The sequence below is a fragment of the Neorickettsia findlayensis genome (assembly GCF_009856525.1).
GTDB lineage: Bacteria > Pseudomonadota > Alphaproteobacteria > Rickettsiales > Anaplasmataceae > Neorickettsia > Neorickettsia findlayensis.
The window spans coordinates 328,208-354,160 of record NZ_CP047224.1; the positions used below are offsets into that span (position 1 = coordinate 328,208).

At 40.4% G+C, this 25,953-nt stretch carries 20 protein-coding genes and 2 tRNA genes; 16 read left to right on the top strand and 6 right to left on the bottom strand.

Features of this window, described 5'->3' with window-relative positions; translation table 11 throughout:
• Positions 1-94 precede the first annotated feature (94 nt).
• From prfA to GP480_RS01640, 5 genes are all read left to right on the top strand, one after another.
• Positions 95-1,198 (top strand): peptide chain release factor 1, encoded by a 1,104-nt coding sequence (gene prfA, locus GP480_RS01620; RefSeq protein ID WP_160095280.1) that lies wholly within the window; start codon positions 95-97, stop codon positions 1,196-1,198.
• 106 nt (positions 1,199-1,304) lie between these two features.
• Positions 1,305-2,087 carry a lysophospholipid acyltransferase family protein gene (locus GP480_RS01625; RefSeq protein WP_160095282.1) on the top strand — a complete coding sequence of 261 codons (783 nt, stop codon included), beginning with the start codon at positions 1,305-1,307 and terminating at the stop codon, positions 2,085-2,087.
• Positions 2,088-2,187: 100 nt separating this feature from the next.
• Positions 2,188-3,849: a S1 RNA-binding domain-containing protein gene (locus GP480_RS01630; protein WP_160095284.1), complete on the top strand. Its 1,662-nt coding sequence runs from the start codon at positions 2,188-2,190 to the stop codon at positions 3,847-3,849.
• 17 nt (positions 3,850-3,866) lie between these two features.
• Positions 3,867-4,793, top strand: a complete 927-nt coding sequence (gene sppA, locus GP480_RS01635; protein ID WP_160095287.1) for a signal peptide peptidase SppA — start codon at positions 3,867-3,869, stop codon at positions 4,791-4,793.
• A 106-nt stretch (positions 4,794-4,899) separates the two neighbouring features.
• A complete protein-coding gene (locus GP480_RS01640; protein WP_237111379.1) occupies positions 4,900-6,549 on the top strand; it encodes an ABC transporter ATP-binding protein in 1,650 nt (549 codons plus the stop codon).
• A 49-nt stretch (positions 6,550-6,598) separates the two neighbouring features.
• Here the strand turns inward: GP480_RS01640 and GP480_RS01645 are convergent, their stop codons facing one another.
• A complete protein-coding gene (locus GP480_RS01645; RefSeq protein WP_160095291.1) occupies positions 6,599-8,425 on the bottom strand; it encodes a ribonucleoside-diphosphate reductase subunit alpha in 1,827 nt (608 codons plus the stop codon).
• A 366-nt stretch (positions 8,426-8,791) separates the two neighbouring features.
• Between GP480_RS01645 and GP480_RS01650 the strand changes: the two genes are divergently transcribed.
• The 3 genes from GP480_RS01650 to GP480_RS01660 all read left to right on the top strand — a co-directional run bounded on the left by GP480_RS01650 (position 8,792) and on the right by GP480_RS01660 (position 10,330).
• A tRNA-Met gene (locus GP480_RS01650) sits at positions 8,792-8,865 on the top strand.
• A gap of 66 nt (positions 8,866-8,931) precedes the next feature.
• Positions 8,932-9,279 carry a histidine triad nucleotide-binding protein gene (locus GP480_RS01655; RefSeq protein ID WP_160095293.1) on the top strand — a complete coding sequence of 116 codons (348 nt, stop codon included), beginning with the start codon at positions 8,932-8,934 and terminating at the stop codon, positions 9,277-9,279.
• A 253-nt stretch (positions 9,280-9,532) separates the two neighbouring features.
• Positions 9,533-10,330, top strand: coding sequence for an exodeoxyribonuclease III (locus GP480_RS01660; protein ID WP_160095295.1), 798 nt, complete (start codon positions 9,533-9,535; stop codon positions 10,328-10,330).
• A gap of 200 nt (positions 10,331-10,530) precedes the next feature.
• Here the strand turns inward: GP480_RS01660 and GP480_RS01665 are convergent, their stop codons facing one another.
• A complete protein-coding gene (locus GP480_RS01665) occupies positions 10,531-11,343 on the bottom strand; it encodes a ComF family protein (RefSeq protein WP_160095297.1) in 813 nt (270 codons plus the stop codon).
• A gap of 198 nt (positions 11,344-11,541) precedes the next feature.
• On the bottom strand, positions 11,542-12,438 hold the full coding sequence (secF, locus tag GP480_RS01670; protein WP_160095299.1) for a protein translocase subunit SecF: 897 nt from the start codon (positions 12,436-12,438) through the stop codon (positions 11,542-11,544).
• A gap of 531 nt (positions 12,439-12,969) precedes the next feature.
• On the opposite strand from secF, the gene GP480_RS01675 reads away from it, so the two are divergent.
• Positions 12,970-15,225: an NADP-dependent malic enzyme gene (locus GP480_RS01675; RefSeq protein WP_160095301.1), complete on the top strand. Its 2,256-nt coding sequence runs from the start codon at positions 12,970-12,972 to the stop codon at positions 15,223-15,225.
• 147 nt (positions 15,226-15,372) lie between these two features.
• Here GP480_RS01675 and GP480_RS01680 read toward each other — a convergent pair whose 3' ends face one another.
• Together GP480_RS01680 and ftsH are read right to left on the bottom strand one after the other, a co-directional pair.
• Positions 15,373-15,753 carry a DUF2628 domain-containing protein gene (locus tag GP480_RS01680; protein WP_160095303.1) on the bottom strand — a complete coding sequence of 127 codons (381 nt, stop codon included), beginning with the start codon at positions 15,751-15,753 and terminating at the stop codon, positions 15,373-15,375.
• Positions 15,750-17,660, bottom strand: coding sequence for an ATP-dependent zinc metalloprotease FtsH (gene ftsH, locus GP480_RS01685; protein ID WP_160095305.1), 1,911 nt, complete (start codon positions 17,658-17,660; stop codon positions 15,750-15,752). The genes GP480_RS01680 and ftsH overlap by 4 nt, the downstream gene beginning before the upstream one ends.
• 287 nt (positions 17,661-17,947) lie before the next feature.
• On the opposite strand from ftsH, the gene ytpR reads away from it, so the two are divergent.
• Both ytpR and ftsA read left to right on the top strand, forming a co-directional pair.
• Positions 17,948-20,569, top strand: coding sequence for a YtpR family tRNA-binding protein (gene ytpR / locus GP480_RS01690; protein WP_160095307.1), 2,622 nt, complete (start codon positions 17,948-17,950; stop codon positions 20,567-20,569).
• A 74-nt stretch (positions 20,570-20,643) separates the two neighbouring features.
• The gene (gene ftsA / locus GP480_RS01695; protein WP_160095309.1) at positions 20,644-21,849 is read left to right on the top strand and encodes a cell division protein FtsA; all 1,206 of its coding nucleotides are present in this window, start codon (positions 20,644-20,646) and stop codon (positions 21,847-21,849) included.
• Between the two features lie 351 nt (positions 21,850-22,200).
• On the opposite strand, the gene GP480_RS04085 is transcribed toward ftsA, so the two are convergent.
• Complete coding sequence (locus GP480_RS04085) at positions 22,201-22,554, bottom strand: hypothetical protein (RefSeq protein ID WP_237111380.1); 354 nt, start codon at positions 22,552-22,554, stop codon at positions 22,201-22,203.
• Between the two features lie 274 nt (positions 22,555-22,828).
• Here GP480_RS04085 and GP480_RS01705 point away from each other — a divergent pair, with 274 nt between their 5' ends.
• The 5 genes from GP480_RS01705 (at position 22,829) to gap (ending at position 25,678) form a co-directional block, all read left to right on the top strand.
• On the top strand, positions 22,829-23,221 hold the full coding sequence (locus tag GP480_RS01705) for an NADH-quinone oxidoreductase subunit A (RefSeq protein ID WP_185147409.1): 393 nt from the start codon (positions 22,829-22,831) through the stop codon (positions 23,219-23,221).
• 198 nt (positions 23,222-23,419) lie between these two features.
• Entirely contained in the window at positions 23,420-23,923 is a 504-nt protein-coding gene (locus tag GP480_RS01710) for a NuoB/complex I 20 kDa subunit family protein (protein ID WP_160095313.1), read from the top strand.
• Positions 23,924-23,938: 15 nt separating this feature from the next.
• On the top strand, positions 23,939-24,502 hold the full coding sequence (locus GP480_RS01715) for an NADH-quinone oxidoreductase subunit C (RefSeq protein WP_160095315.1): 564 nt from the start codon (positions 23,939-23,941) through the stop codon (positions 24,500-24,502).
• Positions 24,503-24,508: 6 nt separating this feature from the next.
• Positions 24,509-24,591 (top strand) — tRNA-Leu (locus GP480_RS01720).
• A gap of 82 nt (positions 24,592-24,673) precedes the next feature.
• A complete protein-coding gene (gene gap / locus GP480_RS01725; protein WP_160095317.1) occupies positions 24,674-25,678 on the top strand; it encodes a type I glyceraldehyde-3-phosphate dehydrogenase in 1,005 nt (334 codons plus the stop codon).
• The last annotated feature ends 275 nt before the right edge of the window (positions 25,679-25,953 follow it).

The following is a 25,953-nucleotide window of genomic DNA, read 5'->3' on the forward strand; positions in this document are numbered from 1 at the left end:
AATTTTGTGCGTGTTATAACTTTAAAACTGCCAGTAAAAGGATTTAGTTTAGAGCGTTATAAATTTATAGGGCTAGCAAATCTTAAGGAGGTTTATGGATAATCTTTGTGGAATTCTGGAAGAGATTCTAAACAGATACACGTACCTTGCAGATAGGTTACGCTATCCGGAAACTATAGCTTCTCAGGAGTTTTCAAAGCTTTCTAAGGAGTATGCAGAGCTTAAGCCAAAAGTTGAATTAATTGCTAGATACAAAAAGTTGAAGGAAGAACAGGTTTATCTAGAACTGTTAGTAAAAAATCCACTAGAGGATCAGGAGATACGCGAAATAGCGAAGTCCGATCTGCAAGCAATTCAAGATATCATCCCAAAGCTCGAGTTGGAAATAAGAAGGATGCTGCTTCCAAAGGATAAAGATGACGCTTTGAATGTCATGCTGGAAGTAAGGGCCGGTACCGGCGGTGATGAAGCCGCGCTTTTTGCGGCGAGTCTCTTCCATATGTACCAGAAATATGCAGAGCGTATGAAGTGGCGGTTCGAGATCATTAGTATTTCGCATAATGAGATAGGTGGATACAAAGAAGCGAATGCTAGCATTAGTGGGTCTGATGTCTTTGCAAAATTAAAGTTCGAGTCTGGTGTGCATAGGGTTCAGCGCGTTCCAGAAACGGAAAGTGCTGGACGTATACATACTTCAACAGCGACCGTTGCCGTGCTGCCAGAACCGGAAGATGTGGATATAAAAATCAACGATAAGGATTTACGTATCGATGTGTATCGTTCTAGTGGTCCTGGAGGACAGTCTGTTAACACAACTGACAGTGCAGTTCGTATTACGCATATTCCAACTGGTATAGTAGTGATACAACAAGATGAGAAGTCCCAACACAAGAACCGCGCTAAGGCAATGAAGGTGCTCAAAATAAGATTGTATGAAATAGAGCGTAATAAAGTTCAACGAGAGATTTCATCGATGAGAAAGTCACAGATTGGGTCGGGTGAACGGTCTGAAAAAACCAGGACATACAATTTCCCACAGGGTAGGATAACTGATCACAGGATCAATTTGACTACTTATAGGATCAATGAAACGGTAAAGGAAGGCGAACTGGAGCCAATCATTGATGCGCTTATGAGGGAAAATGAAGCTCGCATGTTAGCTGGTGTTGAGGCAGGTTTCAACGAAGATAAGTCTTGAGTGTCCTTAAAATCTGTCTTGCAATGGGTCTTGTTCCAGCGAATGTAGTTTTTCGGGTGGATCTTTTTTGTTGTTCGTTATGTGCTACGAAAAATGAGGAAGAATAATGGGAAATAAAGGTTTCTTTACTGCAGCAGTATACGTAGTTGTGAATTTTCTGTTTAATGTTTCCATTATTCTGTGGACCGCCTTATATGGTGTGGTCGTCCTACCTGCGCTTTTTTTGCCTCCAGAAGACATAATAGAAGTGCGTAGGGTGTGGATCAAGGGAATTTTTGTTCTACTGAGATTTTTTTTCAATATTGAGTTCGAGATAAGGGGCAGCGAGAATATACAACTACACAAACAGTTCATAGTTGCATCTAAACACCATTCTCCTTTGGACGTGGTTTTATTGGCTGATCTTTTTCAGAAGCCGGCCTTCGTACTGAAAAGAAGTCTCATCTTTATTCCAATCTTTGGGCTGTACATGATCGCGACAAAAATGATTACAGTTTCCTATTCAGGCAAGTCAAATGGTTTAGATGTACTGAGAAAAATGCTTAGGCAGGCTAAAGTGCTTTCTAAAAATAGGACAATAATTCTGTACCCGGAAGGAGGAAGAACTAAAGTTGGTGAGGAAGTGGAATACAAAAGAGGTATACTGGCTCTTTATAAACATCTAAATCTTCCTGTGTTGCCAATTGCGTTAAATGTTGGTCAAATTTGGCCAGTTGGCTATTTCAGCAATAAACGAAATGGCAAGGCTGTGGTCCAAATATTGCCTCCAATTATGCCAGGCCTGAGGGACGATGAGTTTCTGCAGATGCTACGAGATGCAATAGAAGACAATACAAAACGCCTTTTGAAAAGTGAGAACAAACACCTTCGGGCACTACAAAAGAATTAAGTGAAAAGGTTTCAGTTGCATATTTGGTTATTTCTCTTTGGAGTCTTTTGTATTATCATCAAGCTTTACCCTCCAGGAGCGAAGTAGTATACACTCAGCCATGAATAAACAGCAATTCTACATTACCACCAATAAAGCGTCTGAGAAAAGGTTTTACTCAGAGGTTCCTGATTACAATGAGGAAGATTTTACTACAGTTCTCGAAGAGCGGTTTTCGGATTCTCTGATAAAAGAGGGCGACATGGTTGAGGGCGTAGTGAAATCCATAAGTCCGCACTTTGTTTTAGTAAACCTAGGTCTTAAATCAGAGGGGAAAATTCCTGTTCAGCAGTTCCACGATTTATGTACACTAGAGGTGGGTTCTAAAATTGTTGTGTATGTTGAAAAGACCGAGACTGGTAGTGGTAACCTTGTCCTGAGTTATACTAAAGCACTAAAACAAAAGGTCTGGGACAGGCTTTACGAGATGTACCTCAGTGGCTCCGATGAAGATATAATGGGAGTTATCCTGTATACGATCAAAAGTGGTTGCATTGTTGAAGTTGAAGGGCTGAATGCTTTTTTACCAAACAGTCACCTAGATGTGAGACCGGTCTCTGATCCGGCAACTCTCGTGGGAGTGAAGTTGAAGTTTAGGATTCTGAAAATGGATCCGAAAACGGGAAAGATTTTTGTCTCTAGAAAAAAAGCGCTTGGTGCAGTACATGAAGCCGCTCGTTTAGAGTATATTTTGACAATCAAAGAAGGTGATATCATTGATGGCCGTGTTAAGAGCATTGCAAGTTATGGTGTTTTTGTACAGATACACGAGTCTGACAAAGTTGGTGTTGTTGATGGTCTTCTTTACGTGAACGATATTTCTTGGGCGCGTGTCACTCATCCGTCTTCGATCTACTCTGTTGGGCAAGAGGTGCGTGTGAAGGTGATTGCTGTAGATGCGGAAAAGGGTCGTATATCGCTTGGTGTGAAGCAACTTACGGAGAATCCATGGAAGGATATTTCTAAAAAATATACTCCGGGGAACGTGTATCCTGGAGTTGTTACTTCTGTTGAGGATTACGGTATTTTCGTTAGGTTAGAGGAGGGTGTAGAAGGATTGGTGCATAGTGGTGAAATCTCTTGGACTAGGGAAAAGCCGTTATTCTTACCCAACAGTAAGGTGAACGTTATGCTCCTCTCAGTTGATGAAGAGGGTCATAAGATTGCACTGAGCGTGAAGCAATGTAGTGAGAACCCGTGGAAGAAGTTCTTGGATGCATATGGCCTGGGCGTTGTCGTGAAATGTAAGGTTGTCGAGATAACTGATTCTGGAATAGTGCTGACACTTCTTGATTCTGGATACTCCTACGTTAGGGGATATGTGAGGCTTGCGAACATTAGTTGGTCACAAAATCCTAGAAAAGAATTGAAGCGGTTTACTATCGGCGATGAAGTGGACGCGAAGCTGGTACATGTAAATCCCGATCGTGGTCGTGTGATGTTTAACATCAAATATGTCGAGTACGATCCTTTTGAAGAGTTCGTCTCTAGGGTGAATGAAGGAGACATAATTAACGCAAAAGTAATACGAGTAGAGGATGATGGTATTTATATCGAGGTCAGGGAAGGTTTGGAGTTCTTCACGGCGCAGTCTGACGTGAGTCGTCTTACTGTTGGGCAGCACGTTTCCTTTGTCGTGTGTAGTAAAGATCGTTATTCGGTTAAGCTGGAGATCATCACAGATGAGAAGGCTAGTGGAGCTCCTTCTAGAGAAGAAGAGTGAGGTGTGGTCGTTAGTACATGAATTTTTTGGGTGATGCGTTTGTCGAGAATCTTAGCTTGAGGAAGAGGTTGACTTTTTGGAGGGTGATCACCTTTGTGGTGGTTGGTGTCCTTCTAGTTGTTCTAGGTTCTTCTTTCCGTGGTGGTTTTTTCGATAGTTTTTCTACTCCGTACATAGCAAGGGTAGTTTTTTCTGGGATTATCGATCAGGATACTGTAAGAAATAGCCAGTTTGCTTCTTTTGCAAGCAATCCTAAAATAAAAGCGGTGATCCTTCATATAGATAGTGGAGGTGGAGGGGCCGTTGCTTCTGAAGCACTTTACAACGTTGTTAAGAGTGTGTCTGAGCTCAAACCAGTTGTGGTTGTGGCAAACGGAATAATGGCCTCTGGTGCATACATGGTAGCAATGGGTGCTGAATACATCATTGCATATAATTCCAGCATTATTGGTTCAATCGGTATGATATTACAAGCCCCGAATTTTTATGAAGTCGGAAAAAAAATTGGGGTGAAAATGGACGTTGTTCGCTCTGGAAGGTTGAAAGCTTTCCCATCTGTTTTAGAAGAATTCACGAAAGAGGCGAGATCAGCCATGGAGCACTCTATCAGTGTCGCTAACGAACACTTTTTATCTATGGTACGGGAGCGTAGAAAGATTACAGATATGCGTGTGATGTCAGAGATTGCGACAGGGAAGATTTTTACTGGCAAGGAAGCGCTTGAGTTTGCGCTCATTGACGAGATAGGTGATGAGAGAAATGCAATAAGGTGGCTAAAGGAGAGAGGAATTACGGGAAAAATACGTGATCTTGGGTTTATCTCAAGTAGGGGTTTTCGTGTAAATGAGATTCCTCCCTCTTCTTATCTTTCTGTTTTAAATGAGTTTTTCCGTTACTTGTATTCCCCAGGGCTTCTTGCTGTTTTTTGGGGTGCCCACAGTTAGCTTGGTTTTTCTTTACCAACTTGCTTCCTACTTTTCTGTTTAAATATTGATTTTGTCGTTTCTACATTTCATTTGAGTTATGCATAGTGGTATTTTGTGGTTTCATTTGAAAAAAGCGGGTTTTCTGCTTTTTTTATCTTTCTTCATGGTTTTTGTATCTGGATGTGCTGCTCTTGGTTTAGGAAAGGTTATTGGGCATTTCGTTCAGCTTTTTGCAGTGGAGCAGGTCCCTAGTACGCTATCTCTTGGAGTTATCCTCTTTGCACTTTTTCTTTCTTTAACGGTTGCACTTCGTAGTATTTTTTCCGGGTTGCTTGGAATGAAAGTGGTACAGGGTGTGCTACTTGATTTATATGAAGCCCTCTTAGGGGCAAAGATTGAGACAATTAAATCTAATTCTGTCCAGATTCCAATCATTCTCAGTTCTGATATGACATTTTTGCAGAATTTTTTTGGTTCTGCAGCGCCGGTTTTACTAAGGAATCTAATTACTTTTCTTGGATCGCTCATTGCACTTTTTTATACAGAAAGGCAGCTTTTCATCTATCTCATTCTGGCTATTCCTGTTCTCCTAGTACCGCTCTTATTAGTTGGTATAAGAGCAAAGAAATTATCTTCTCTTTCCGCAGATAAAAGTGATAATTTTTATGCTGAGCTCAGAGAAAATATCACTAATATTCAAATGATAAAGTCCTTTTTAAAAGAAGCGTTCTTCTTGGAAAGATTGAAGAGTTTATCTAAGGGATGTTCAAGTAGCTTTATTCAATATGTGATCACACGTTCTTTCCTTGTAGGTATCGTTGTCGCGCTTGCCTTCCTAGGAACCGTATTTTTTATGAATTTTGGTCTAAGTTCCGTCTACGCAGGTGAAATAAACATTGTTACTCTTTCTGAGTTCGTTTTTTATGCGTTATTTGGATCTAGTTCCATAGGGAGGGTAATGGAGCTTTATCCGGATCTGCGACAGTTTTTGAATGTACGCACCAGGGTTGAGAATTTATATAGCACCATTCTTGCTTCAAGTGAGGAAGAGGAAGTTGGAAAGAAATTGAAGCGTTTTGAAAAGCTCGAATTTAAAGATGTGGGCTTTTCGTATACCGCTGATGGTACAGATGCTGTTTTTAAAGGACTTAATTTCACTATAAATCGCGGAGAAAAAGTAGCCGTTGTAGGTGCTTCTGGAAAAGGAAAAAGTACAATTTTTTCTCTTATTTTAAGGTTTTATACTGCTTGTAGTGGCAGCATACGTATTAATGATATTCCGGTTTCTGAATTATCTCTTGCTTCTGTGCGAGGACTTTTTGCATGGGTTCCACAAGAGTTAAGCATAGTTTCCGGAAGTCTCATGGAAAATATTTGTATGCAAACTTCAATAGAGCAGAAAGAAGAAGCCCGATATAAAGGTGTGTGTATGGCTGCAAATATCCATCAATTACCTAAAGATACACACGTTACAGACCTTTCTAGGGGACAAAGGCAGCGTATTAATATTGCTAGAGCACTGTTTGCTGACAGGCAGGTAATTTTACTTGACGAAGCAACATCTTCTTTAGATACACAAAATGAAAAGGCGATAGAAGCCGTAATTTCGAATACGTCGCGTGACAAGACAGTGATTATTGTCGCGCATAGATTCTCCAGTATTAAATGTGCGGATAAGATAGTTGTTATAGAAAATGGAAAGGCGACCGCTGTGGGAACACACGATGAGCTTCTAGCAAGCAGCCCGTTTTATAAGCAGATGGCGGAAGAGTAGCTCTTATGTGAGGAAATCATCTTCTTATAGATAGGATCCATAGCGTGAGCTATTGGCACGCTATGCAATCATCTGGTCCACCAACAGGAGAAGAACTGTCACTTTTATGTTTATATTCCTGTGATATTTTATATGTACGTTGTATGGACTTCGACCGGCAATAGTAGAGGCTTTTTAGGCCTTTTTTCCATCCGAGAAAGTGTAGATTACTTAGTTCTTTTTTGTGTATATCAGAGTGTAAAAAGAGATTTACCGATTGGGATTGGCATATGTAAGGTGTACGGTCAGCGGCGAGTTCGATAATCCACCGTTGATCCATTTCATATGCTGTTCGGAACACCATCTTTTCGTTCTCATCGAGAAAATCTAAGTGCTGTATAGAGCCCTCATTAGAAATAATAGAAGACCATACGCCATCCGTGTCCTTACCCTTGCGTCGGAGCAAGGCAACTAGATGCTTATTCTTGACAACGAAAGACCCGCTTAGAGTTTTTTGTGTGAAAACATTTGCTGCGTATGGTTCAATACCTGGAGAGGTATTGCCCGCAATGATCGAAATGGATGCAGTCGGTGCAACGGCTATCTTATGGACAAATCGCTCCATCACATCGCAATCCATTGCATCTTTGCAAGGCCCCTTCTCTAGCGCCATTTCCTTTGAAATCTTATCTGTTTCGTGTTTGATTTTTTTAAAAATTTTCAAGTTGACACTTTTTGCAATTGCCGATTCGAACGGAATACTCTTACTTTGTAGGAAGGAGTGAAATCCCATCACACCCAAGCCTATACTTCTTTCCCGCATAGCAGAATATTTTGCTCTGTGCATACAATCAGGCGCTTTTCTAATAAAGTCCTCAAGCACGTTGTCCAGGAAATGCATCACATCGCGTATGAACTGATCATCATGCTCCCATTCATCGAATTTTTCTAGATTTAGGGAAGAAAGACAACAAATAGCAGTTCTATGATTATCGAGGTGATCTTTACCAGTTGTAAGTGTTATCTCGCTGCACAGATTTGACATTTTGACGTCAAGATTAAGAGTTTTGTACACCTCAGGCCTTAGTTTTTGGACCGTGTCAATAAAGAGAATGTATGGCTCACCGGTTTCGAGACGGGCTGTGAGTATTCTTATCCATATACCCCTTGCTCCGACTGTTGCTATAACGGAACCATCCTTTGGACTGACAAGATTCCACTCTTTATCCTCAAGGACAGCTTTCATGAAATCGTCATTTATGACGACTGCATGATGCAAGTTAAGTGCTTTTCTATTCGGATCGCCACCTGTTGGCTTTCTAAGATCTATAAATTCAACGATTTCTGGATGGTCTATTGGTAAGTAAACGGCTGAACTTCCGCGTCTAAGTGAACCTTGCGATATCGCAAGAGTTAGTGCATTTTGTACAACAATAAATGGAATAATTCCCGAAGTCTTGCCACTACATTTCACTCTCTCTCCTATTGAGCGTAAGTTCCCCCAATAACTTCCAACCCCACCACCATGTGATGCAAGCCACACATTTTCATTCCAAAGCCCGACAATTCCCTCTAATGAGTCTTCAGTTTCATTGAGGAAGCATGAAACAGGGAGCCCACGACTTGTACCACCATTACTAAGAATAGGTGTAGCAGGCATGAACCATAAGTTGCTTATATAGTCATATAATCTACATGCATGTTTTTGGTCATCAGAGTAATATTGAGCTACTCTTGCAAAAAGGTCCTGATAACTTTCACCATTCTGTAAATACCTATCTTTGAGAACTGCTTTTCCGAAATCCGTAAGAAAAGAATCCCTTGAGGGCATTATACGGACTTTTTTCTCGTCTGGAGCACCATGACTACAACGAGAAAGTATAGAAGGATCTAACATTTTAACTTCTTTGTTCATACGAGGTGACATCATTTCCTCAGACCAGTTCCGTAACTACGTACATGGTCATAAAGTCTACATATAGTGAAAGGATTGACAGATCCTACCATATTTATAATGGAAATCAATATCGGGTAAGCATGAAAAATTAGTAGCATGAGAGTGTGTTTGTCATCTGAAGCGACGCACATGATAAAATTATTTTGGTTCTTTCTTCTATAAAGAGATTAGCAATTTGAGCTTAAATAAGCAGCGTGTCTAGAGGAAAATTGATTGATGTGCTACGTAAAAATTATCATTGAAGAATAGTTATTGCTGTTGACAATCTAATCACTTATGAGAGATAATCGCTGTAATGTCCACTATCGCGGAATGGAGCAGTTTGGTAGCTCGTCAGGCTCATAACCTGAAGGTCGCTGGTTCAAATCCAGCTTCCGCAACTTGTTTTCTTAGAAGTTTAGCTATTTTTTCCAAGCTAAATCGTTCCTCTCTTTCGTTTTAGGTATATGTACGATCAACAGAATGTTTTCGCGAAGATATTGCGTCGGGAGTTACCTTGCAGGGTTGTCTATGAAGATGATGAGGTTCTTGCTTTCTATGATGCCTTTCCTAAGGCTCCAATACATGTTCTTGTAATACCGAAAGGGGAGTTCATTTCTTTTGATGATTTTATATCGGCATCGCCAGTTGGGGTTGCTTCTTTTTTTTCGAAGGTTGCTCATGTTATCGACCTTTTAGGTGTGAAAGAAGCTGGATACAGACTTGTTACAAATCATGGTAAAGATGGCGGTCAAATAGTAAAACACTTTCATGTGCATATTTTAGCTGGCAAGCGAATGTCTGATGTAGCTTAGCTACTCATGATATGGAGCCACCAGAATTTTCTCAATCCGCATATTTCTCAGGTGCCGGGTTAGCCAAGTCTTTTAAGAAGATAGGGAGCTGCTTTTAGTAGCGTTGCCTAATTTGTTCTTGGTGATGTCATTTTCAATACTTGGGGTGATTGTAAAGCTTCAGGGTATAGTTTGCCGGATGGTAAACCGGTCCAGTTGCTGCGTTCGCAAGGCTCATGTACAATCTTGACTTTCTTTATCTCTTATTCTGCCTTTGAATATTCATAGGATACTGAAAGTTGCTACCTGGAATGTTAATTCCATAAGGCAACGTGCTGAGGCTGTTTCAGCCTTTCTTGTTTCAGAGAATCTCGACGTACTTTTTCTACAGGAGCTTAAGTGTCAGGAGAGTGATTTTCCATTACACATTTTTCACGATCTTTCCTATAACGTGATTTTAAAGTGTCAAAAGGGATATAACGGGGTTGCGATAGCGTCCAGATTACCAATTACCAAGGTCTCGGATGAGATTTATATGGATGGTGAAGCGCGATATATAGAAGGAGTGATAAGTTTTTTTGGTAAGTGTGTAAGGTTAATAAGTGTATATATACCTAATGCCCAAGCAGCAGGTTCACCGCGCTTCGAATACAAAATGCAATTCCACGATGCACTTGCTAGAAGGATCCACGGCTACCTTTTAGGTAATAGTGAGATCCTACTCTTAGGCGGTGACATGAATGCCGCACCAGAGGATATAGATGTGTATGATCATGTTAAGCTCGATGGATGTACAGGCTTCCATATTGAGGAGCGTAGCAAACTCAGGGAGTTACTCAATCTTGGACTATTTGATACGTTTAGAATGAAATACCCAACTAAACAAGAGTTTAGTTGGTGGGACTACAGAGGTGGTGGATTACAGAAAAATGAAGGAATGAGGATAGACCATATTCTTGCTTCTGCCGAAGGTATGGATCATCTTTTAGATTGCTATATATTGAAAGAACTGCGTCACATAGCAAGACCTTCCGATCATGTTCCTGTGGTGTGTGTCCTTGATGGGTTCTGAGAAATATGGCCAGAGCCATTTTTAGCATTGTTTTAGTGAATAGGGATTTATTTTTTTACAGACTGAATAAATGAAGTTTCTTCGCACTTTTTTATGGAGTTCTGCGCTTTTTTTTTATGTGGAGCAAGCGGGTGAACTTTTTGCTATCAAGGAATGATTTTTGTAGGGTAGTTGGAAACCCTATGTCCTTTAGATATTTCCTAACGCAGGATCGACCTCGCTATGGCAATAACTATTATTTTTCTGGGATTATATTGCAAAAGTGCCTCTGCACAACACGAAACTGTGGCACCCGTAGTTATAACGTCATCAAGTAAGATGATGGATGCATCCTTTAGTGCAGCATGGTTTCCTATTCTAAATGCGTCCTGTAGATTTGTTTTTCGTCGATATGTAGACAGGTTAAGTTGTGGTGGTGTGTTTTTTATTTTGTGGAGGATATCTAGTCGCACTTTTACGTGTATTAACTTTGCCAGTTGCATGGCGATCAATGCTGATTGATTGTACTGTCTTTGAAGCAATCTAACGCGGTGTATCGGTACCGGTATGATAAAATCACATTTTTCGAGATCTTCCTTAAAATGCCGCAGGATTATTTTTGCCAAAGATTTTGCTATAAATGTCCTATCATGAAATTTTATTTTTTGTATGAACACTGAAACGTAAGCATTATAGACAAATACAGCTTTTGCTTCGTCAAACTTAGGCTTCGATGCGGCACATGTGATGCATAAATTTGAAGTCTTCATCTTTCTACCGCAACAATAGCAGTGTAAGTGATTCTTCAAGAGATGGACTTTGTTTCTACAAGGTTTACACATACCATATTCTGCCAGTTCTTCTTTACTGGAACATATTATGCAGCAATCTGGGAAAAGAAATGTAAGAAAGCTTTTAAAAGTGGATTCTATTACTCTCAGGGCTTTTGTAAAGCTATTTTGTTTTAAGATAAATCGTTGGTTTTTGTATAGGTTGCTCAAGATAAGCAAAAACCGTTCACTAAAGAGTTTCATAGCTTATAACAGTAATATGAGTCTCTTAAAGCCTTCTTTTATTGTTTGAGAAACTATTATAAAGGCAAGAATCTACTTCAGCTGATTGCATTGAAGATAGTCTCACACATACAGCACTTAGGTCGCTATCTTTGTTTATGAAATGCTGACTTCTCCAACTTAATGCAGCGAGCTACGCAGAGTGCATTATATCTAAAATTACGAATTCTCATAAGCCACTCCACGTGCATTCTTTCCTAGAAGCGCTAGCGGCGCCGCAATGAAAATCGAGGAGTAAGTACCTATAGCTATACCAGCCAGTATTATCAAGGAAAAAACTTGTATATCTCCACTAGAGAGGAATGCTACCGGAGCTATTGCAAGCATTGTCGTTACAGATGTAAGGATTGTTCTAGAGAGTGTAGTATTGACGCTTACGTTAATGCGCTTGGCTATGTTTTTTATGCCAGTGTTCTCACGCAACTTATCGAAAATAACCACTGAGTCATTTATAGAATATCCAACTATTGCCAGCACTGCAGCCACCGAAGAAGTATTGAACTCCAATTCGTAAGCAGAATAGAGACATACAAGTAAAGCAATATCGTGCAATGTCGTCAGCACACCGGATAGCGCAAAAGCAGGGGTAAACCTAAAAAACAAATACACAAACATCGCAAGCACCGAGAATACAATTGCTATGCCACTCCTATATATTAAAGACTTGCTTATTTGTGGGCCTACACAATCTATTTTGTCGTAGCGAAAGTTATACGGTTTGAGAAAAGTTTTTATTTTCGCTAGGCCATCCTGAAAATCTTGCGACCGCACTTTTATCATTAAGTGATTTTGGTCTTCCAAATAATGTATAGATGCTGTAGGTAAACTATGATTCTTCGAGAAATCATCCCTGAGCTGTGTTATATCAATGCTTTTCTCGGAATATACCTCGAGAACCATCCCACCCGTGAAATCAATGCCAAAGCTCAAGCCTTTTGTTTCAAGAGATATGAACGTTGACACAAGCAGAATCGAACTTATAAGGAAGGCGACCTTCTTATACCTAGCAAAGTCAAAACTGCATTCATCTAAGAGGCTGCTTATGATGAATCTCACCTACGATACCCAAAAACAGAAATACTATTACCGATGTGTTCAAATTGCAAATTCACGCTCCATTAGGCGCACATAATGAAAATCTTGAATCACCCAAATCGAATTAGTGCTCTTCTTATTTGTGCTAATTCTAAGAATGTGATGAAACTTCTGGTTCAATACATATGTACAATTCTTTTTAAGATTTTGATTGAGACGTTGCGTTTTGCCTCACCTTTTTTTGCTTGTGTTCTCTCATTCATGTGACAATGCGTATCTGATTCAGTGTCTAAAAACAGATGCTTAGATTTTAGCCCGTTTTTAACTTCATATAATTTATCTTCGTATCCCAGCTTTTAGATGGAGCGGATATATAAAACAAGTTTTATCCGTGAAGTTAAATTTAACTTTTGATGCGACGGAGTTTTCTCTAGAGTATAGAGTAATTCTTAAGGTGAAAGATGCGTTCCATTTAGGTATACAGAACGCTTTCTTTATTCCAAGAGAATATCTTGTATGCTATAAATTGGTGTGATCTATGTACATTGAGCTATGGAAGAGGAAAGAGACGATCTTGGTATACAAGCGTTGCGGTATCACTCTAAGGGCAGGCCTGGTAAATTAGGGGTTCATGCCACAAAGCCTCTTCTTACGCAGGAAGATTTATCACTTGCTTACTCGCCTGGGGTGGCTTATCCATGTTTGGAGATAAAGAAAAATTCTCTGGATGCGTATAAGTACACTTCTAAGGGTAATTTGGTTGCAGTTGTTTCAAACGGGACGGCTGTTCTTGGTTTGGGAAATCTTGGAGCGATGGCCTCTAAACCCGTCATGGAGGGGAAGGCTGTACTATTCAAAAAGTTCGCTGATATAGACTCAATCGATATTGAGGTTGATACTCAGAATATAGAGGAGTTTATCCTTACAGTGAGGAACATAGCTTCCACTTTTGGTGGTATCAATCTTGAAGATATTAAGTCACCAGAATGTTTTGAAATAGAGGAGCGTCTAGCGGCAATGCTAGATGTTCCAGTTTTTCACGATGATCAGCACGGTACGGCAATTATCGTGTGCGCGGGTCTTATAAATGCTGCTGACGTTACAAAAAGAAAGGTGGAAGAGCTTAAGGTAGTCGTAAACGGCTGTGGCGCAGCAGGTATAGCATGCATCGAGTTAATGAGGAAGATCGGGGTTAGTGACATAGTGGTCTGTGACCAAAGTGGTGTTATTAAAAAGGGCAGAGATTTTCATGAAGGTGACCGAAAAGCTTTTTATGCTGTTGATGTAGATGCGAACACGCTTGAGGAGGCGCTGGTTGGTGCAGATGTATTCATTGGTTTATCCGCTGCGAACGTTCTGAAGCCGGAGTGGTTAACTGGGATGAATGTGGATCCGATAATTTTTGCTTTGGCTAATCCGGATCCCGAGATAAAGCCCGAGTTAGCAAAAAAGGCGCGTCCGGATGCAATAATAGCAACTGGCAGATCGGATTATGATAATCAAATTAATAACGTTATGTGTTTTCCATATCTGTTTAGGGGAGCGCTTGATGTTGGTGCGAGCAAATTCAATACTGAGATGAAGCTTGCTGCTGTGCATGCGATTGCTGCAATAGCGAAAAAGCCAATCTCGATGGAAGTGATGGATGCTTATGGGAATTCTCATATGCAGTACAGCAAGGAGTATATACTTCCAAAGCCTTTTGATCAGCGCCTTATTGCCGAAATTGCTCCGGCAGTTGCACGTGCAGCAGTTGAGACAGGTGTTGCAAAGAAACCAATTCATGATTTTGATGCGTACAGGGATGATTTAATCAGACGGTTAGCTTCGGGTGCAACGACCCTTTTCGGGGTTGTGAGTAGTGTGCTCAGGGAGAATAAAAAACGCGTCATTTTTGCAGAGGGTGAAGAACTTAAAAGTATTCGGGCTGCGCTTCAGTGGCGTGATATGGGGTATGGTACCCCTATTCTTGTCGGAAGAAGCAGTGTTATAGAAGCAAAAATGGATGAAATGAATCTTCGCAATCGTGAGGGTTTTGAAGTGATAAATGCAGTTGTTTCACAGAGAAGTGGTGAGTACGTGGAGTACATGTATAGCACCTTAAAAAGAAAAGGCTTTCCATATGAAAGATGTGTCAGTGATGTGAACACAAATAATGATGTGTTTGCCGCTTGTATGCTTGCGCTTGATGATGGAGATGCAATGATCACCGGCCTGACATCCAGTAATGCTGAGGATCGTCTTAAGGGTATTATGCCAATCGTTGGTGCTGCAGGTGTTGTTTTTGAAATGTCGATTATTGTCACTGATACAGGTACCCTTTTTATCTGCGATGCTGGTATTAATGATGCACCAAATGCAGAGGATATTGCGGAAGTAGCTATAAAGGCTGCCGAAATAGTTAAAAGTATGGGATGTGTTCCGAGGATTGCTGTGATTGCAAATTCGAATTTTGGGAGTGTAGATAGTACGAGTGCACTAATAGCACGTGAAGCAATTGAGATACTGGATGATTTTGGTGTTTCGTTTGAATACGAGGGTGAGATGGACCTGGATGTAGCTTTAAACGGAAAATCTAGAAAGCGTTATTCTTTTTCTAGGCTTACGGATCGCGCCAATGTTCTTATCGTTCAAAATGTGGAAGTTGTTGATGCAGTGTGTAAGTTCTCCAGGGGAGTTACTGGAACAAGTGTCATTGGGCCTCTATTATTTGGATTGAAAAGATCCGTGCAGATAGTGCGTTCATCTGATGATGCTACAGATATTCTAAATCTTGCTCTGATTGCTGCGAAGACAAGTTCCCTATAAGTCGATCTTTGTTTGTGGGTTTATAGAGTTGACTACGCATGACACGATCTCATCGCTTTCGGTTCTTCTTCGTGTTTTTTCTATGGTAAATGTCCGTCTCACCTTTAGGAGAATGGTTATTCGAGAGAATAGGTGAGACTTTTTTATCTAAATCAAATGTCCCATCTCTTTGAAAAATCTTAACTGAGCTACGGTTATATTTTCTGCCATGAGTATTGCGTACAATCTATAACCGCTTTTTAGTAAATGCTTCTCCCTTATTTGGTGAGCAAAAGCCCCTAAAAAGAAAGAGGGGATTCCTGTCAGAACAAAAGATGCTGATGGTTCCAGTACTGTTGAAATCTTGTACACTAACGCCTGGAATAACATGAAGATTGCCAGGAAACCCCACATCCGATGAAAAGCAAGCCAAAAATGTGAGAAAAAAAATGCTGAAAACGAAAACGATGAGCTCAGGTAGATAAACTCTCCCTTTTCCGGAGGCAAGTCTTCGGACTTTATTTTATGGTAAACGTAAAATGCCTTCATTCCTTGTTTTCAGTATCAAGATCTGACTCCAATTTTTCTAGTGTTTCCCTGTCTACTTTGTCATCTTCAACGTCTAATGAAGATTTAGAAACAACCTTTTTATCATCAGAAGCCTTTTTGAGGAATGGCTTCCCTTCAAGTAGGGTTGATAATTCCTCTCCTGTAAGGGTTTCATATTCAAGCAATGCTTTCGCTATCCGATGGAGTGAGTCTAAATTCTCATTGAGAAGTCTAGTAGCTTCTTTAAGGGCGTCTGTAATAAGTTGTTTAACCTCATTATCAATGAGATTAGACATCTCAATTGAAAGGATATGATTATTTGGATCATTCTGTTCACCATAAAGGAGTGGACCGACTTTTTCACTCATTCCCCACTTTGTAACCATTGACCTTGCTAGGTTAGTTGCTTGTTTTATATCTGAAGCAGCACCGCTGGTTGTTTTATCATCTCCAAAAATTATCTGTTCAGCAGCTCTTCCACCCATTGCAACAATTAAATCAGCGTGCATCTTTGCTCTGGTGAAGGAAATACGATCATGTTCAGGAAGTCGCATTACGAGTCCCAGAGCTCGTCCGCGAGGGATAATAGTTGCTTTGTGTATTGGATCTGATGCCTCAAGTTTCAAGCTAGTGACAGCATGTCCAGCTTCGTGATAGGCAGTCAATAACTTTTCTTCTTCTCTCATGACGAGAGATTTTCTCTCCATTCCCATGAGTATTTTATCTCTTGCGTACTCAAAGTCGTCATTGGTTACCACTTTCTTGTTCCTGCGAGCCGCGATAAGCGCCGACTCATTGACTAGATTTGCAAGATCCGCGCCAGAGAATCCAGGTGTACCTCGTGCTATAATTGAAACCTCAACATTTGGTGCGGTAGGAATCTTTTTTAAGTGAACTTCCAATATTTTTTGTCTTCCTGCTATATCAGGAATAGAAATTGTTATTTGTCTGTCGAATCTACCTGGGCGTAATAGAGCGGGGTCAAGCACATCTGGTCTATTTGTGGCAGCGATAATGATTACGCCTTCATTTGCTTCAAAACCATCCATTTCGACTAAGAGCTGATTCAGAGTTTGTTCGCGTTCATCATTGCCGCCACCGAATCCAACTCCGCGGTGACGTCCAACTGCATCAATCTCGTCTATGAATATCAGGCATGGGGCATTTTTTTTGCCCTGCTCGAACATATCTCTGACCCTACTTGCGCCAACACCGACAAACATCTCAACGAAATCTGAACCAGAGATGCTGAAAAACGGAACCTTCGCTTCTCCAGCAATTGCTTTGGCTAGCAATGTTTTTCCAGTACCTGGAGGTCCTATTAGCAGACATCCTTTAGGGATTTTTCCACCTAATTTTTGAAATTTCTTTGGTTCTCTTAAAAACTCAACAATCTCGGCTAGCTCTTCTTTCGCTTCGTCTATCCCTGCGACATCATGGAAAGTTACTTTGTTGCTCCTGTCACTCAGAAGTCTTGCCTTTGACTTTCCAAAAGTCATGGTCTTGTTACCTCCGGCTTGCATCTGCTTCATAAAAAAGATCCAAACACCGATTAGAAGAAGCATTGGAAACCAGGATATGAGAATGTTGAAGAGTAAACCCAAGAAGCTGTCTCCAGAAGCTACCTGAAAGTCAACATTATTTTTTCTTAGAAGTGGAATCAGTTCGGTGTACTGAGTAGCTTTAGTATAAAAACGCGTCCCACTTTTCAATACGCCCGATATGTCATAGCCCTCTATTACTATTTTTTCTACTTCTCCTTTCTCCACGAGGTCCAAAAATTCTGAAAACTGAATTTTCTCGTTTCTGACTCCAAAACCAAAGTTCAGTGCGACCTGTCCAAACAGAAGAGTTACAAGGATTATTATCCCCATCCAGAGAGAAAGGTTTTCTAAAAATTTTTTCATCGAGTTTTCGGCTTAAAAAGGAAGGCGTAACACTGATTATAAAATTTTTCTCTTATTTATCAATTGTGCTGGTGTCGTGGTTTTGATCGTAATCTCTGTAGTTATACATGCAAAGCAACTTTATCGATTTGGGTGATAGTGAATTTTGGTGTTATAGCAATTTCTCCATACAAAGAGGGCTACTTTTCAGATCGGTATGTCCAATGGAGTGATGTTTGACATAAAAAACTTTTCATAAATGTGTCAATATCATGCTATCTTAATAGTTCTATTATCCTTTCCCCTTTATGAAATTCACTTTTGGATGGTTATTAGAGCATCTAGATACAACACTTTCTTTAGAGCAAATTGTTGAAGCACTGATATCTTTGGGTTTTGAGGTGGAGAATTGTCATTCGATAGGGAGAGGTTTCATCGTAGCACAAGTTACTGAGTGTAATAAGCATCCAGGGGCAGATAGATTGAGTCTCTGTAAGGTTTTTGATGGTGTGCAAGAACTACAAATTGTTTGCGGTGCACCAAATGTGAGGGGTGATCTTAAAGTTGTACTTGCGCAGGTCGGTGCGATTCTGCCATCTAATATGATGAAAATTAAGAAGAGCAAAATCAGGGGATGCGAAAGTCTAGGAATGCTCTGTTCTCTTGGGGAGTTAGGACTTCCTGGCGAGGATAATGGAGGTATTATTGAGCTCTCTGATGATTACAGGGTGGGGGATACTTTCACAATTGATCCACTCATTGAAATTGCTGTTACACCTAATAGGGGCGATGTATTAAGCGTGCATGGCGTAGCAAGGGAATTAGCTGCAGGAGGATATGGCGTTCTCATTAACACGTGTAAAGCATCCTTTGACGACTTGTACACGGAATTTAACTATGAAAACGGGTGTCATGACTCTGGTAAGGTAATGGACGTTACAGCTGATCACGATAGGACCATGTCTCATTCTCGTATAGTTTATTCTCAGAGCAACGCAATGATTGACGAGTTAGCTAACAATCCCTTTGAGAAGAGTACGAATGCGGAAAGTAATGCAGATACTCTATTTAGCGTTTGTAACCCAGCTGCCTGCCGAAGATTTTCTGGATTAGTGATCAGAAATGTAACGAATTGTATCTCTCCAGAGTGGCTTAGGAGTAGGCTGGAAAGAATAGGTGTAAAATCGATTTCCGCCCTCGTAGATATAGCGAACTATATAATGATCTCATACGGGTTGCCACTGCACATTTACGATCTGGATAAAATTGCTGGTGAGATTTTACAGGTATCTGTATCAGATGAGGAATATCACTTTGCTGCCTTAAATGATAGGGAGTATCGAGTACCAGCTGGGTCGATAATCATTAGGGACCGAGATATGCAATTACATGCAGTTGCCGGAATCATAGGAAGTAAATTAAGCTCTTGTACATTATTGACACGCAATATTTTTATCGAAGCAGCTGTGTTTGATCCAGTAATGGTTGCTTCTACAAAAAGGGCTATGAAAATCAGTACAGAATCTGCTTATCGATTTGAACGTGGCGTGGATCCAGATTTTACGGAAAAAGCGCTAGGACTTGCCGCTCAGCTGATATCTGATGTTTGTGCCGGAAAACAAGGAAAAATAGAGAGTTTTTTCACTAAAGATGAGAGAAAATTCATAGATTTTTCTTTATCATTTTTTACCAAACTTACTGGTATAGAGATCGACTCAGATAAGGCAGTTCAGATTCTTAAAAGACTTGGATTTGCAGTACATATACTGGATCAGTGCGTGCAAAAAGAAGTGTATTATGAAAATCCTGATCTTAGAAATAAAAAAAGCTTAGCTACTGAAGACTCTGTGCACGACACCAATATGCCAACTGATCAGTTTGGGATTGGTTCAAAAGAGGATTTGCAGATTTTCAGAGTTGTTCCTCCCAGTTGGCGCAACGATATTACCACTCAGGCGTGTATAGTTGAAGAGCTTCTTAGAGTATATGGTTATGCTCAACTGCGCAGTGTCCCTCTGAAAAGTAAGATTCCAGTAATTTTTAATACTTCCAAGGAGGATAGAATTAGGGAATTATTGCTGAACAGAGGATTTTCTGAGGTGGTAACATGGCCGTTCATGGCAGAGAAGAAGTGTTCTGCTGATGAAAACCTCTTGCTTATTAAAAATCCGCTAGGTGCTGAGTTCAATGTTATGCGACCTAGTATCATTCCTAACTTGGTTGAAGTTGCGCAAAGAAATATCAAAAACGGGGTTCAGATCATCAAGATTTTTGAAATAGGTAAAATTTATTCAACTATCCGTGAAGAAATGATGGTTGCGGGTCTAGTCTGTGGTGACTCATTTCCGAGAAATATGCATGAAAAAGCTCATAAGATGGATTTTTTTGATGTAAAAGCCGATGTAGAAGCACTTCTAACTTCTTTAGATTTAGAGGGGAGATACTCTTTCGAAAAATGCGATGGGCCGTCCTTATATCATCCTGGGAAAGTGGCTAACGTAAAAATTAAAGATAGAGAAGTTGGTTTTGTGGGTGAATTGCATCCAAGAGTTGCTTCAAATAGGCAAATTATCGTGTTTGAGTTATTTTTAGCTAAACTTGCCTGCAGTCTTCAGTTGAAGGAAAACACTTTTAGCAGATTTCCAATTGTCGAAAGGGACTTTTCCTTCGTATTTGATCTAGACAAAGTGCCACTTTGGGGTGATATTGAGAGGGGTTTGCACTTGATCAGTGGTTCCATCAAAAATGTGACTCTCTTTGATAAGTATGAAGGTGATTTTAAGGGAAAACGGATGTTATCATTAGCCTTTCTCGTAAGTATGGAAAACCAAAGACATGGTTTATCCCAGGAAGAAATCAAAAATCTCAGTGATCAAATTATACGTTTTATAGGGGAAAACTTTTCGGGAACCTTGCGTTTGAGTTGTTGAATACCTCGAGCAGCCTAAGTGTAAAGTTAATTCAAATATGGTACCAGGGGTTCTGAGATAAATTTTATTAGAGTATGGAAATAAGATTGCAGTCATTGCACGATGGAGCGCGCTTTACGATTCTTGATTTGGGTAGTGATAGGCTTAAATGTGCGACGTTTAAGTTTACAAATTCCGGTGAGCTCGATTTGGTTGGTGCTGCCGAAGTACCTACGGTTGGTATAAGGGGAGGCGCTGTAATCAACATAGAAAAGGCGAAGCGCTCTATAACGGATGTTTTGGAGGCGGCTGAGAGAGTGTCAGATGAAGCAATAGATGGTGTGTATGTTATTACTTCTGACACCAGTATCGCTGGAAGGCACTATGGAGAAAAAATCGAAATCAAGGATAAGAAGATTTCTGTTGCAGATGTAGAGCTTATTAAGAAAAAAATTGCTGATAGAGTGAGTACTCCAATAATACACATGTCTCAACAAGAGTGCTTTATAGATGGAGTACAGAGTGTTTCTAATCCGGTTGGAATGTATGGCAGATGCTTAAGTGCGTCGTTTTATGTTGTGAGTGGCATTAAAACTATGATGCTCAATTTGGAGAATCTTATCTCTCAGTGCAACTTGAGATTTTTAGGGTGCTCATTTGCTCCATATTCAGGTGGTTATTCTGTGTTATCCAATGATGAGAAGGAAGTTGGTGCGCTTGTCGTCGATATGGGCGCAGTTTCAACAACGAGTGCTGTCTTCAAAGATGGTCGTGTGTGTCATGTTGCTGGAGTTCCTATTGGTGGATCACACGTTAGTAAGGATATAGCTTTTGGACTGAATATTGGTGTTTCAAGTGCGGACCTACTAAAAAAGGATCGAGCAGCTCTTTTTTTGGATAAAAATAATGAGAATAATCGCGTAGATCTTTCTCTTTTTTCTGATGTCTCACACCTTAAAGAAATTAGCATGCGTGAAATCGCAGATATGGTGATCCCACGTTTGGAGGAGACTTTTGAGCTGCTCAACGAGAAAGTTAAAGACGTTAACTTTTCTACAGTTGTGCTTACTGGAGGCGGTAGTAAAATAGGGAATATTAAGCATATAGCAGAAAAAGTTTTCTCAAAAAAGGTGCGTACTCATGGAAATACGAAAGCGCGTAATACACATTATGGGCCTGAATACAGTGCTATTTTTGGTTTGGCAACAATGATTCTTGATTTGCGCAAGGAAGCATTGGAAAAGAAATCGGTGGGTTACATAAGAAGAATTTTAAACGCTGTTTACATTAAGGGTGACTAGTAGTGGGTATTAAATTTTCCCGGTGCGAATTTGCGTGCGTCGGTTACGCTTAATGCTGTGATTCCACTTGATATAATTTAGTGCAAATTCATCTAGAGCTTACGCGTCGTGCGTTTAATGATGATCGGTATGTGGGATCATGAAATGTTGCTGTGTATATAAGTGTGGGAGTTTTTCCTGCATACGTTTGTCGCAAGAGGTTTTTAAATAGTGTAATTATCTGAATTGCCGCATATTTGGTGTATGGGTACCCGTCCCAGGGGTAGGCATTGTGTCTGCACGTGCACTGCTAAACTGCTCGAACCACCAAGCAGAGCTTACATCACCCACTTTGCAGGGAGGAAATAGCGTCTACGGCAGTAAAAAACTGCGTCCTGTTTCTTTTTCTCTCGAGAGAAGCAACTGGGAAAAACTAAATCCAAAAAGCGCAAGAACACTTCCGGCGACCAGCAAATGAAAATACTCCGAAAGACCGCTATAGGAGAGATAAACAATAGTGGTTGCAACAAGCATCTGGAAGGATGCCACTCTGCTTAGGAGTCCAAGGCCAACTAAAAGCGCTGATACAAAGTCGCTCGCTGTGCATAAGACCGCCCATAGAACACTTCCCAGCAGTGAAAATTTGTACTCACACAAAGCAAGCAGAAAGCAAGATAACAATCTTGACAATCTTGAGAGACCGCAATAGAAAAAAACCCCAACCATCCAGAGCCTTATAGTCAAAACCAGTAATGGGACAAAATACTCTTCGAGAACGACCGGTACGCATCTGAGGATGCTAAAAAGAAATCGCGTTTTGGAGTCCAATCTTAAGAAGCGAGAAGCATAAGACGAATGGCAAAAATTGTATACCTGTTTTTCCATTAAAGCAAGAGAGTTAAATTCTATCCACACTTTAGTGAGCATTGAAATTGTATTTTAATTGCCGTTACACAGCGTAAACTATATACTGTCTGGCCCTATTTATGCGCTTGCAAAGATGTTAGAATCCCTACTTGTTGGCGTAAGTAAGTTGATGATGGAAGGCTATATCTTCATTGGCCTCTTTTTTCTTGTAGCGTGCTTTATTAGCTGTGTGATGCTTATTTTGCCGGTTTTTATCGCACCTTCTTCGCATGAAAGGCACAAGGGCGATAGCTACGAGTGCGGCTTTGACAAATTAAGCTCCACTGGTGAGAGGTTTAATGTTCGATTTTATTTAGTGGGGATACTGTTTATTGTCTTTGATCTGGAGATAATTTTTCTTTTTCCATGGGCTGTAACTGCTAGAGAGCTCGGTCCTACGGCTTTTGTTTCAGTGGTAGTCTTTCTTGCTATTTTGACCGTTGGTTTTGTTTACGAGTTTATTTCGGGTGCACTAGATTGGAGGTAGATACTCTGGTTGAGAGATTTATTGTGTTGGTAGATCTTTTTATGTGCAGAGATTTTTTTTGTTCGTCTTGTGTAGTGCTTTGATGTTAGTAATTTTGCAGTGAGTAAGTATCGTTTTTGTCTTCCTGGTCGAGTTGCGTCAGTTTTAGTGGTTTGTGAAAGTAAGCTAGACTGTTTTTGCTTAATTACTTGATGGATTATGAACAATAGTTTGAGTGGTGTAGATACTCTCCCTAGTGGTGGCAATAGTGGTTATCTCGTTGCTAAACTTGATGACCTTATAAATTGGGCCAGATCCGGTTCTTTGTGGCCGATGACTTTTGGTTTGGCGTGCTGTGCGGTTGAGATGATGCATTTTACTGCTAGTCGATATGACATGGATAGATTCGGAATGATTTTCAGGCCGAGTCCGAGGCAGTCTGATGTCATGATCGTTGCTGGTACCCTAACTAATAAGATGGCACCAGCGCTTCGCAGGGTGTACGATCAAATGGCTGAGCCCAAGTATGTAATCTCAATGGGAAGTTGTGCTAATGGTGGAGGATACTATCATTACTCTTATTCTGTCGTGAGAGGTTGCGATAGGATTGTACCCGTCGATGTATATGTTCCTGGTTGTCCACCTACCGCAGAAGCGCTTTTGTATGGTGTTTTATGCCTTCAAAAAAAGATAAACCGTCAGAGAAACTTTATCAGGAGATAAACCGATTTACCGAATATGGCTATTGACACAAGTAAAGTTGATGCTCTAATTAATGCACCTGGGCAGTGTATTATTAATTCCTCCCTGGAGTCCCTGGTTGAGCTTATCTCTTATTTGTCTTCCTGTGGCTTTGAGCAGCTGGTTGATATTTTTGGGATAGATTACTTGGAGCGAGAAAAAAGAATTGAAGTTGTTTACCTTTTACTCGATTTAAAGAGTAACAGAAGGTGTTGCGTGAAGGTATGTGTGGATCCAGTCTCTGAGAAGGTACCTACATGTTGTGGTGTTTTTTCAGTCGCGAATTGGTTCGAAAGAGAGGTTTATGACATGTATGGTGTGGTTTTCGAAAGCCATCCCGATCTTCGTAGGATACTTACAGACTACGGTTTTGAAGGTTTTCCGATGTTGAAGGACTTTCCTCTTACAGGTTATAAAGAGGTAAGGTACGATCTCGAGTCGAAGGAAGTTGTTTATGAGAAGGTTGATCTTTCTCAGGATTATAGGTCGTTCGATTCTCTTACTCCATGGGAAGGGGTGGTGGGTCACTTAAGTCTCCCACTTGATGAGAAAAAAGAGTAGTTATGTGCCCTTGTGGCGGAACGGTAGACGCGGCAGACTCAAAATCTGCTATCCTCGTGGATGTGCTGGTTCAAATCCAGTCAAGGGTATTTAGAGTTTTTCAGGATTTTCTGGCTTTTTTATTTCGTGATTTTTTGCCTGGCTCTGTGATTTTATCCCTCAATTGAACAAATGAGAATAGCAATTAATGGTTTTGGTCGCATAGGTAGAGCGATTTTGAGGATATTAATAGGTTCTCCGTGCGGTGAATTGGAAATAGTAGCAGTAAACACGCCTAGCTCCATTGAGAATTGTCTACACCTTTTGAGATATGATTCTGTACACGGAAAATTTGAGTGTTCGATGTCTTTAGTTGGCGACAATGTGGCTATGTTAAATGGTGTACCAGTTCAATTTTCTAGAAAGACGGATATATCGCTTCTTGATTGGCGTGCTCTAGGTGTTGACATCGTTTTAGAATGTAGTGGGGTTTTTAATTCTCATGCTAAAGCGTCGGGTCATCTTCGAGCTGGTACGAAAGCTGTTTTAGTTTCTGCACCTGTTTCAGATGCAGATTCTATCATAATTTATGGGGTGAATCACCATTCTTTCACTCCTTCTGACAGAATAATTTCAGTCGGTTCGTGTACCACTAATTGTCTCGTACCGCTAATCGAAGTAGTACATAAAAATTTTGGTGTTGAAGCTGCTTTTATGACTACCATACACTCATATACGAACGACCAAAATGTTGTTGACAATAGTCACAGGGATTTGCGTCGTGGTAGGGCTTGTGCGACATCAATTATTCCGACTACAACGGGGGTGACAAAGATTATAGGGAAAATATTCCCTGATTTGGATGGAAAAATTGATGGCGTTGCAGTCAGGGTACCGACACCCAATGTTTCAATGGTGGATTTGACAGTTACTACTTCTAGAGCGGTTACTGTTGATGAAGTAAACAGTGCATTTATCAAAGCAGAATCTTCTTATTTAAGTGGTGTTCTCTCAACTTGTGCTGAACCACTAGTTTCAGTGGATTTCAATAAAGATTCTCATAGTGCGATAGTTGATCTTACTGGTACTTATGTCGTTGATGGTGGGTTGCTACGTTTGAGTGCCTGGTATGATAACGAGTGGGGTTTTTCTGCGCGTATGTTGGATGTAGCTAGATTTATTAGTACTAACTTATAAAGTTATTATATCTTTGTTCCAGCGATTCGCGAAATAGTATGAGTTTTACTGTACGCTGGTGTAGCAAAAAGATCTTTTTTATACGTCCAAGTACTTTGGTGTCTATATTTTTTATGTAGTTAGTTTGGATTGGAAAGTCACATACTGTATTACGGCGTCAAAATTCGTTATGTTTACGGGAACGGTTTGTGGTGTGATTGCATGGGTTGCTTTTCTTCAAGTCGAATATTGCAGTTGCATTGAGCACTGCAGATGTGACATGACTATCTGACGCA

Excerpts from the sequence above, each read along its gene's own strand:
- GP480_RS01625 (WP_160095282.1), top strand. The coding sequence starts at position 1,305 with ATGGGAAATAAAGGTTTCTTTACTGCAGCAGTATACGTAGTTGTGAAT.
- ftsH (WP_160095305.1), bottom strand. The coding sequence starts at position 17,660 with ATGAAAAAATTTTTAGAAAACCTTTCTCTCTGGATGGGGATAATAATC.
- GP480_RS01710 (WP_160095313.1), top strand. The coding sequence starts at position 23,420 with ATGAACAATAGTTTGAGTGGTGTAGATACTCTCCCTAGTGGTGGCAAT.
- ytpR (WP_160095307.1), top strand. The coding sequence starts at position 17,948 with ATGAAATTCACTTTTGGATGGTTATTAGAGCATCTAGATACAACACTT.
- GP480_RS01630 (WP_160095284.1), top strand. The coding sequence starts at position 2,188 with ATGAATAAACAGCAATTCTACATTACCACCAATAAAGCGTCTGAGAAA.
- GP480_RS01675 (WP_160095301.1), top strand. The coding sequence starts at position 12,970 with ATGGAAGAGGAAAGAGACGATCTTGGTATACAAGCGTTGCGGTATCAC.
- prfA (WP_160095280.1), top strand. The coding sequence starts at position 95 with ATGGATAATCTTTGTGGAATTCTGGAAGAGATTCTAAACAGATACACG.
- GP480_RS01665 (WP_160095297.1), bottom strand. The coding sequence starts at position 11,343 with ATGAAACTCTTTAGTGAACGGTTTTTGCTTATCTTGAGCAACCTATAC.
- GP480_RS01680 (WP_160095303.1), bottom strand. The coding sequence starts at position 15,753 with ATGAAGGCATTTTACGTTTACCATAAAATAAAGTCCGAAGACTTGCCT.
- gap (WP_160095317.1), top strand. The coding sequence starts at position 24,674 with ATGAGAATAGCAATTAATGGTTTTGGTCGCATAGGTAGAGCGATTTTG.
- GP480_RS01655 (WP_160095293.1), top strand. The coding sequence starts at position 8,932 with ATGTACGATCAACAGAATGTTTTCGCGAAGATATTGCGTCGGGAGTTA.
- GP480_RS01645 (WP_160095291.1), bottom strand. The coding sequence starts at position 8,425 with ATGTTAGATCCTTCTATACTTTCTCGTTGTAGTCATGGTGCTCCAGAC.
- ftsA (WP_160095309.1), top strand. The coding sequence starts at position 20,644 with ATGGAAATAAGATTGCAGTCATTGCACGATGGAGCGCGCTTTACGATT.
- GP480_RS04085 (WP_237111380.1), bottom strand. The coding sequence starts at position 22,554 with ATGGTTGGGGTTTTTTTCTATTGCGGTCTCTCAAGATTGTCAAGATTG.
- sppA (WP_160095287.1), top strand. The coding sequence starts at position 3,867 with ATGAATTTTTTGGGTGATGCGTTTGTCGAGAATCTTAGCTTGAGGAAG.
- GP480_RS01705 (WP_185147409.1), top strand. The coding sequence starts at position 22,829 with ATGTTAGAATCCCTACTTGTTGGCGTAAGTAAGTTGATGATGGAAGGC.
- GP480_RS01715 (WP_160095315.1), top strand. The coding sequence starts at position 23,939 with ATGGCTATTGACACAAGTAAAGTTGATGCTCTAATTAATGCACCTGGG.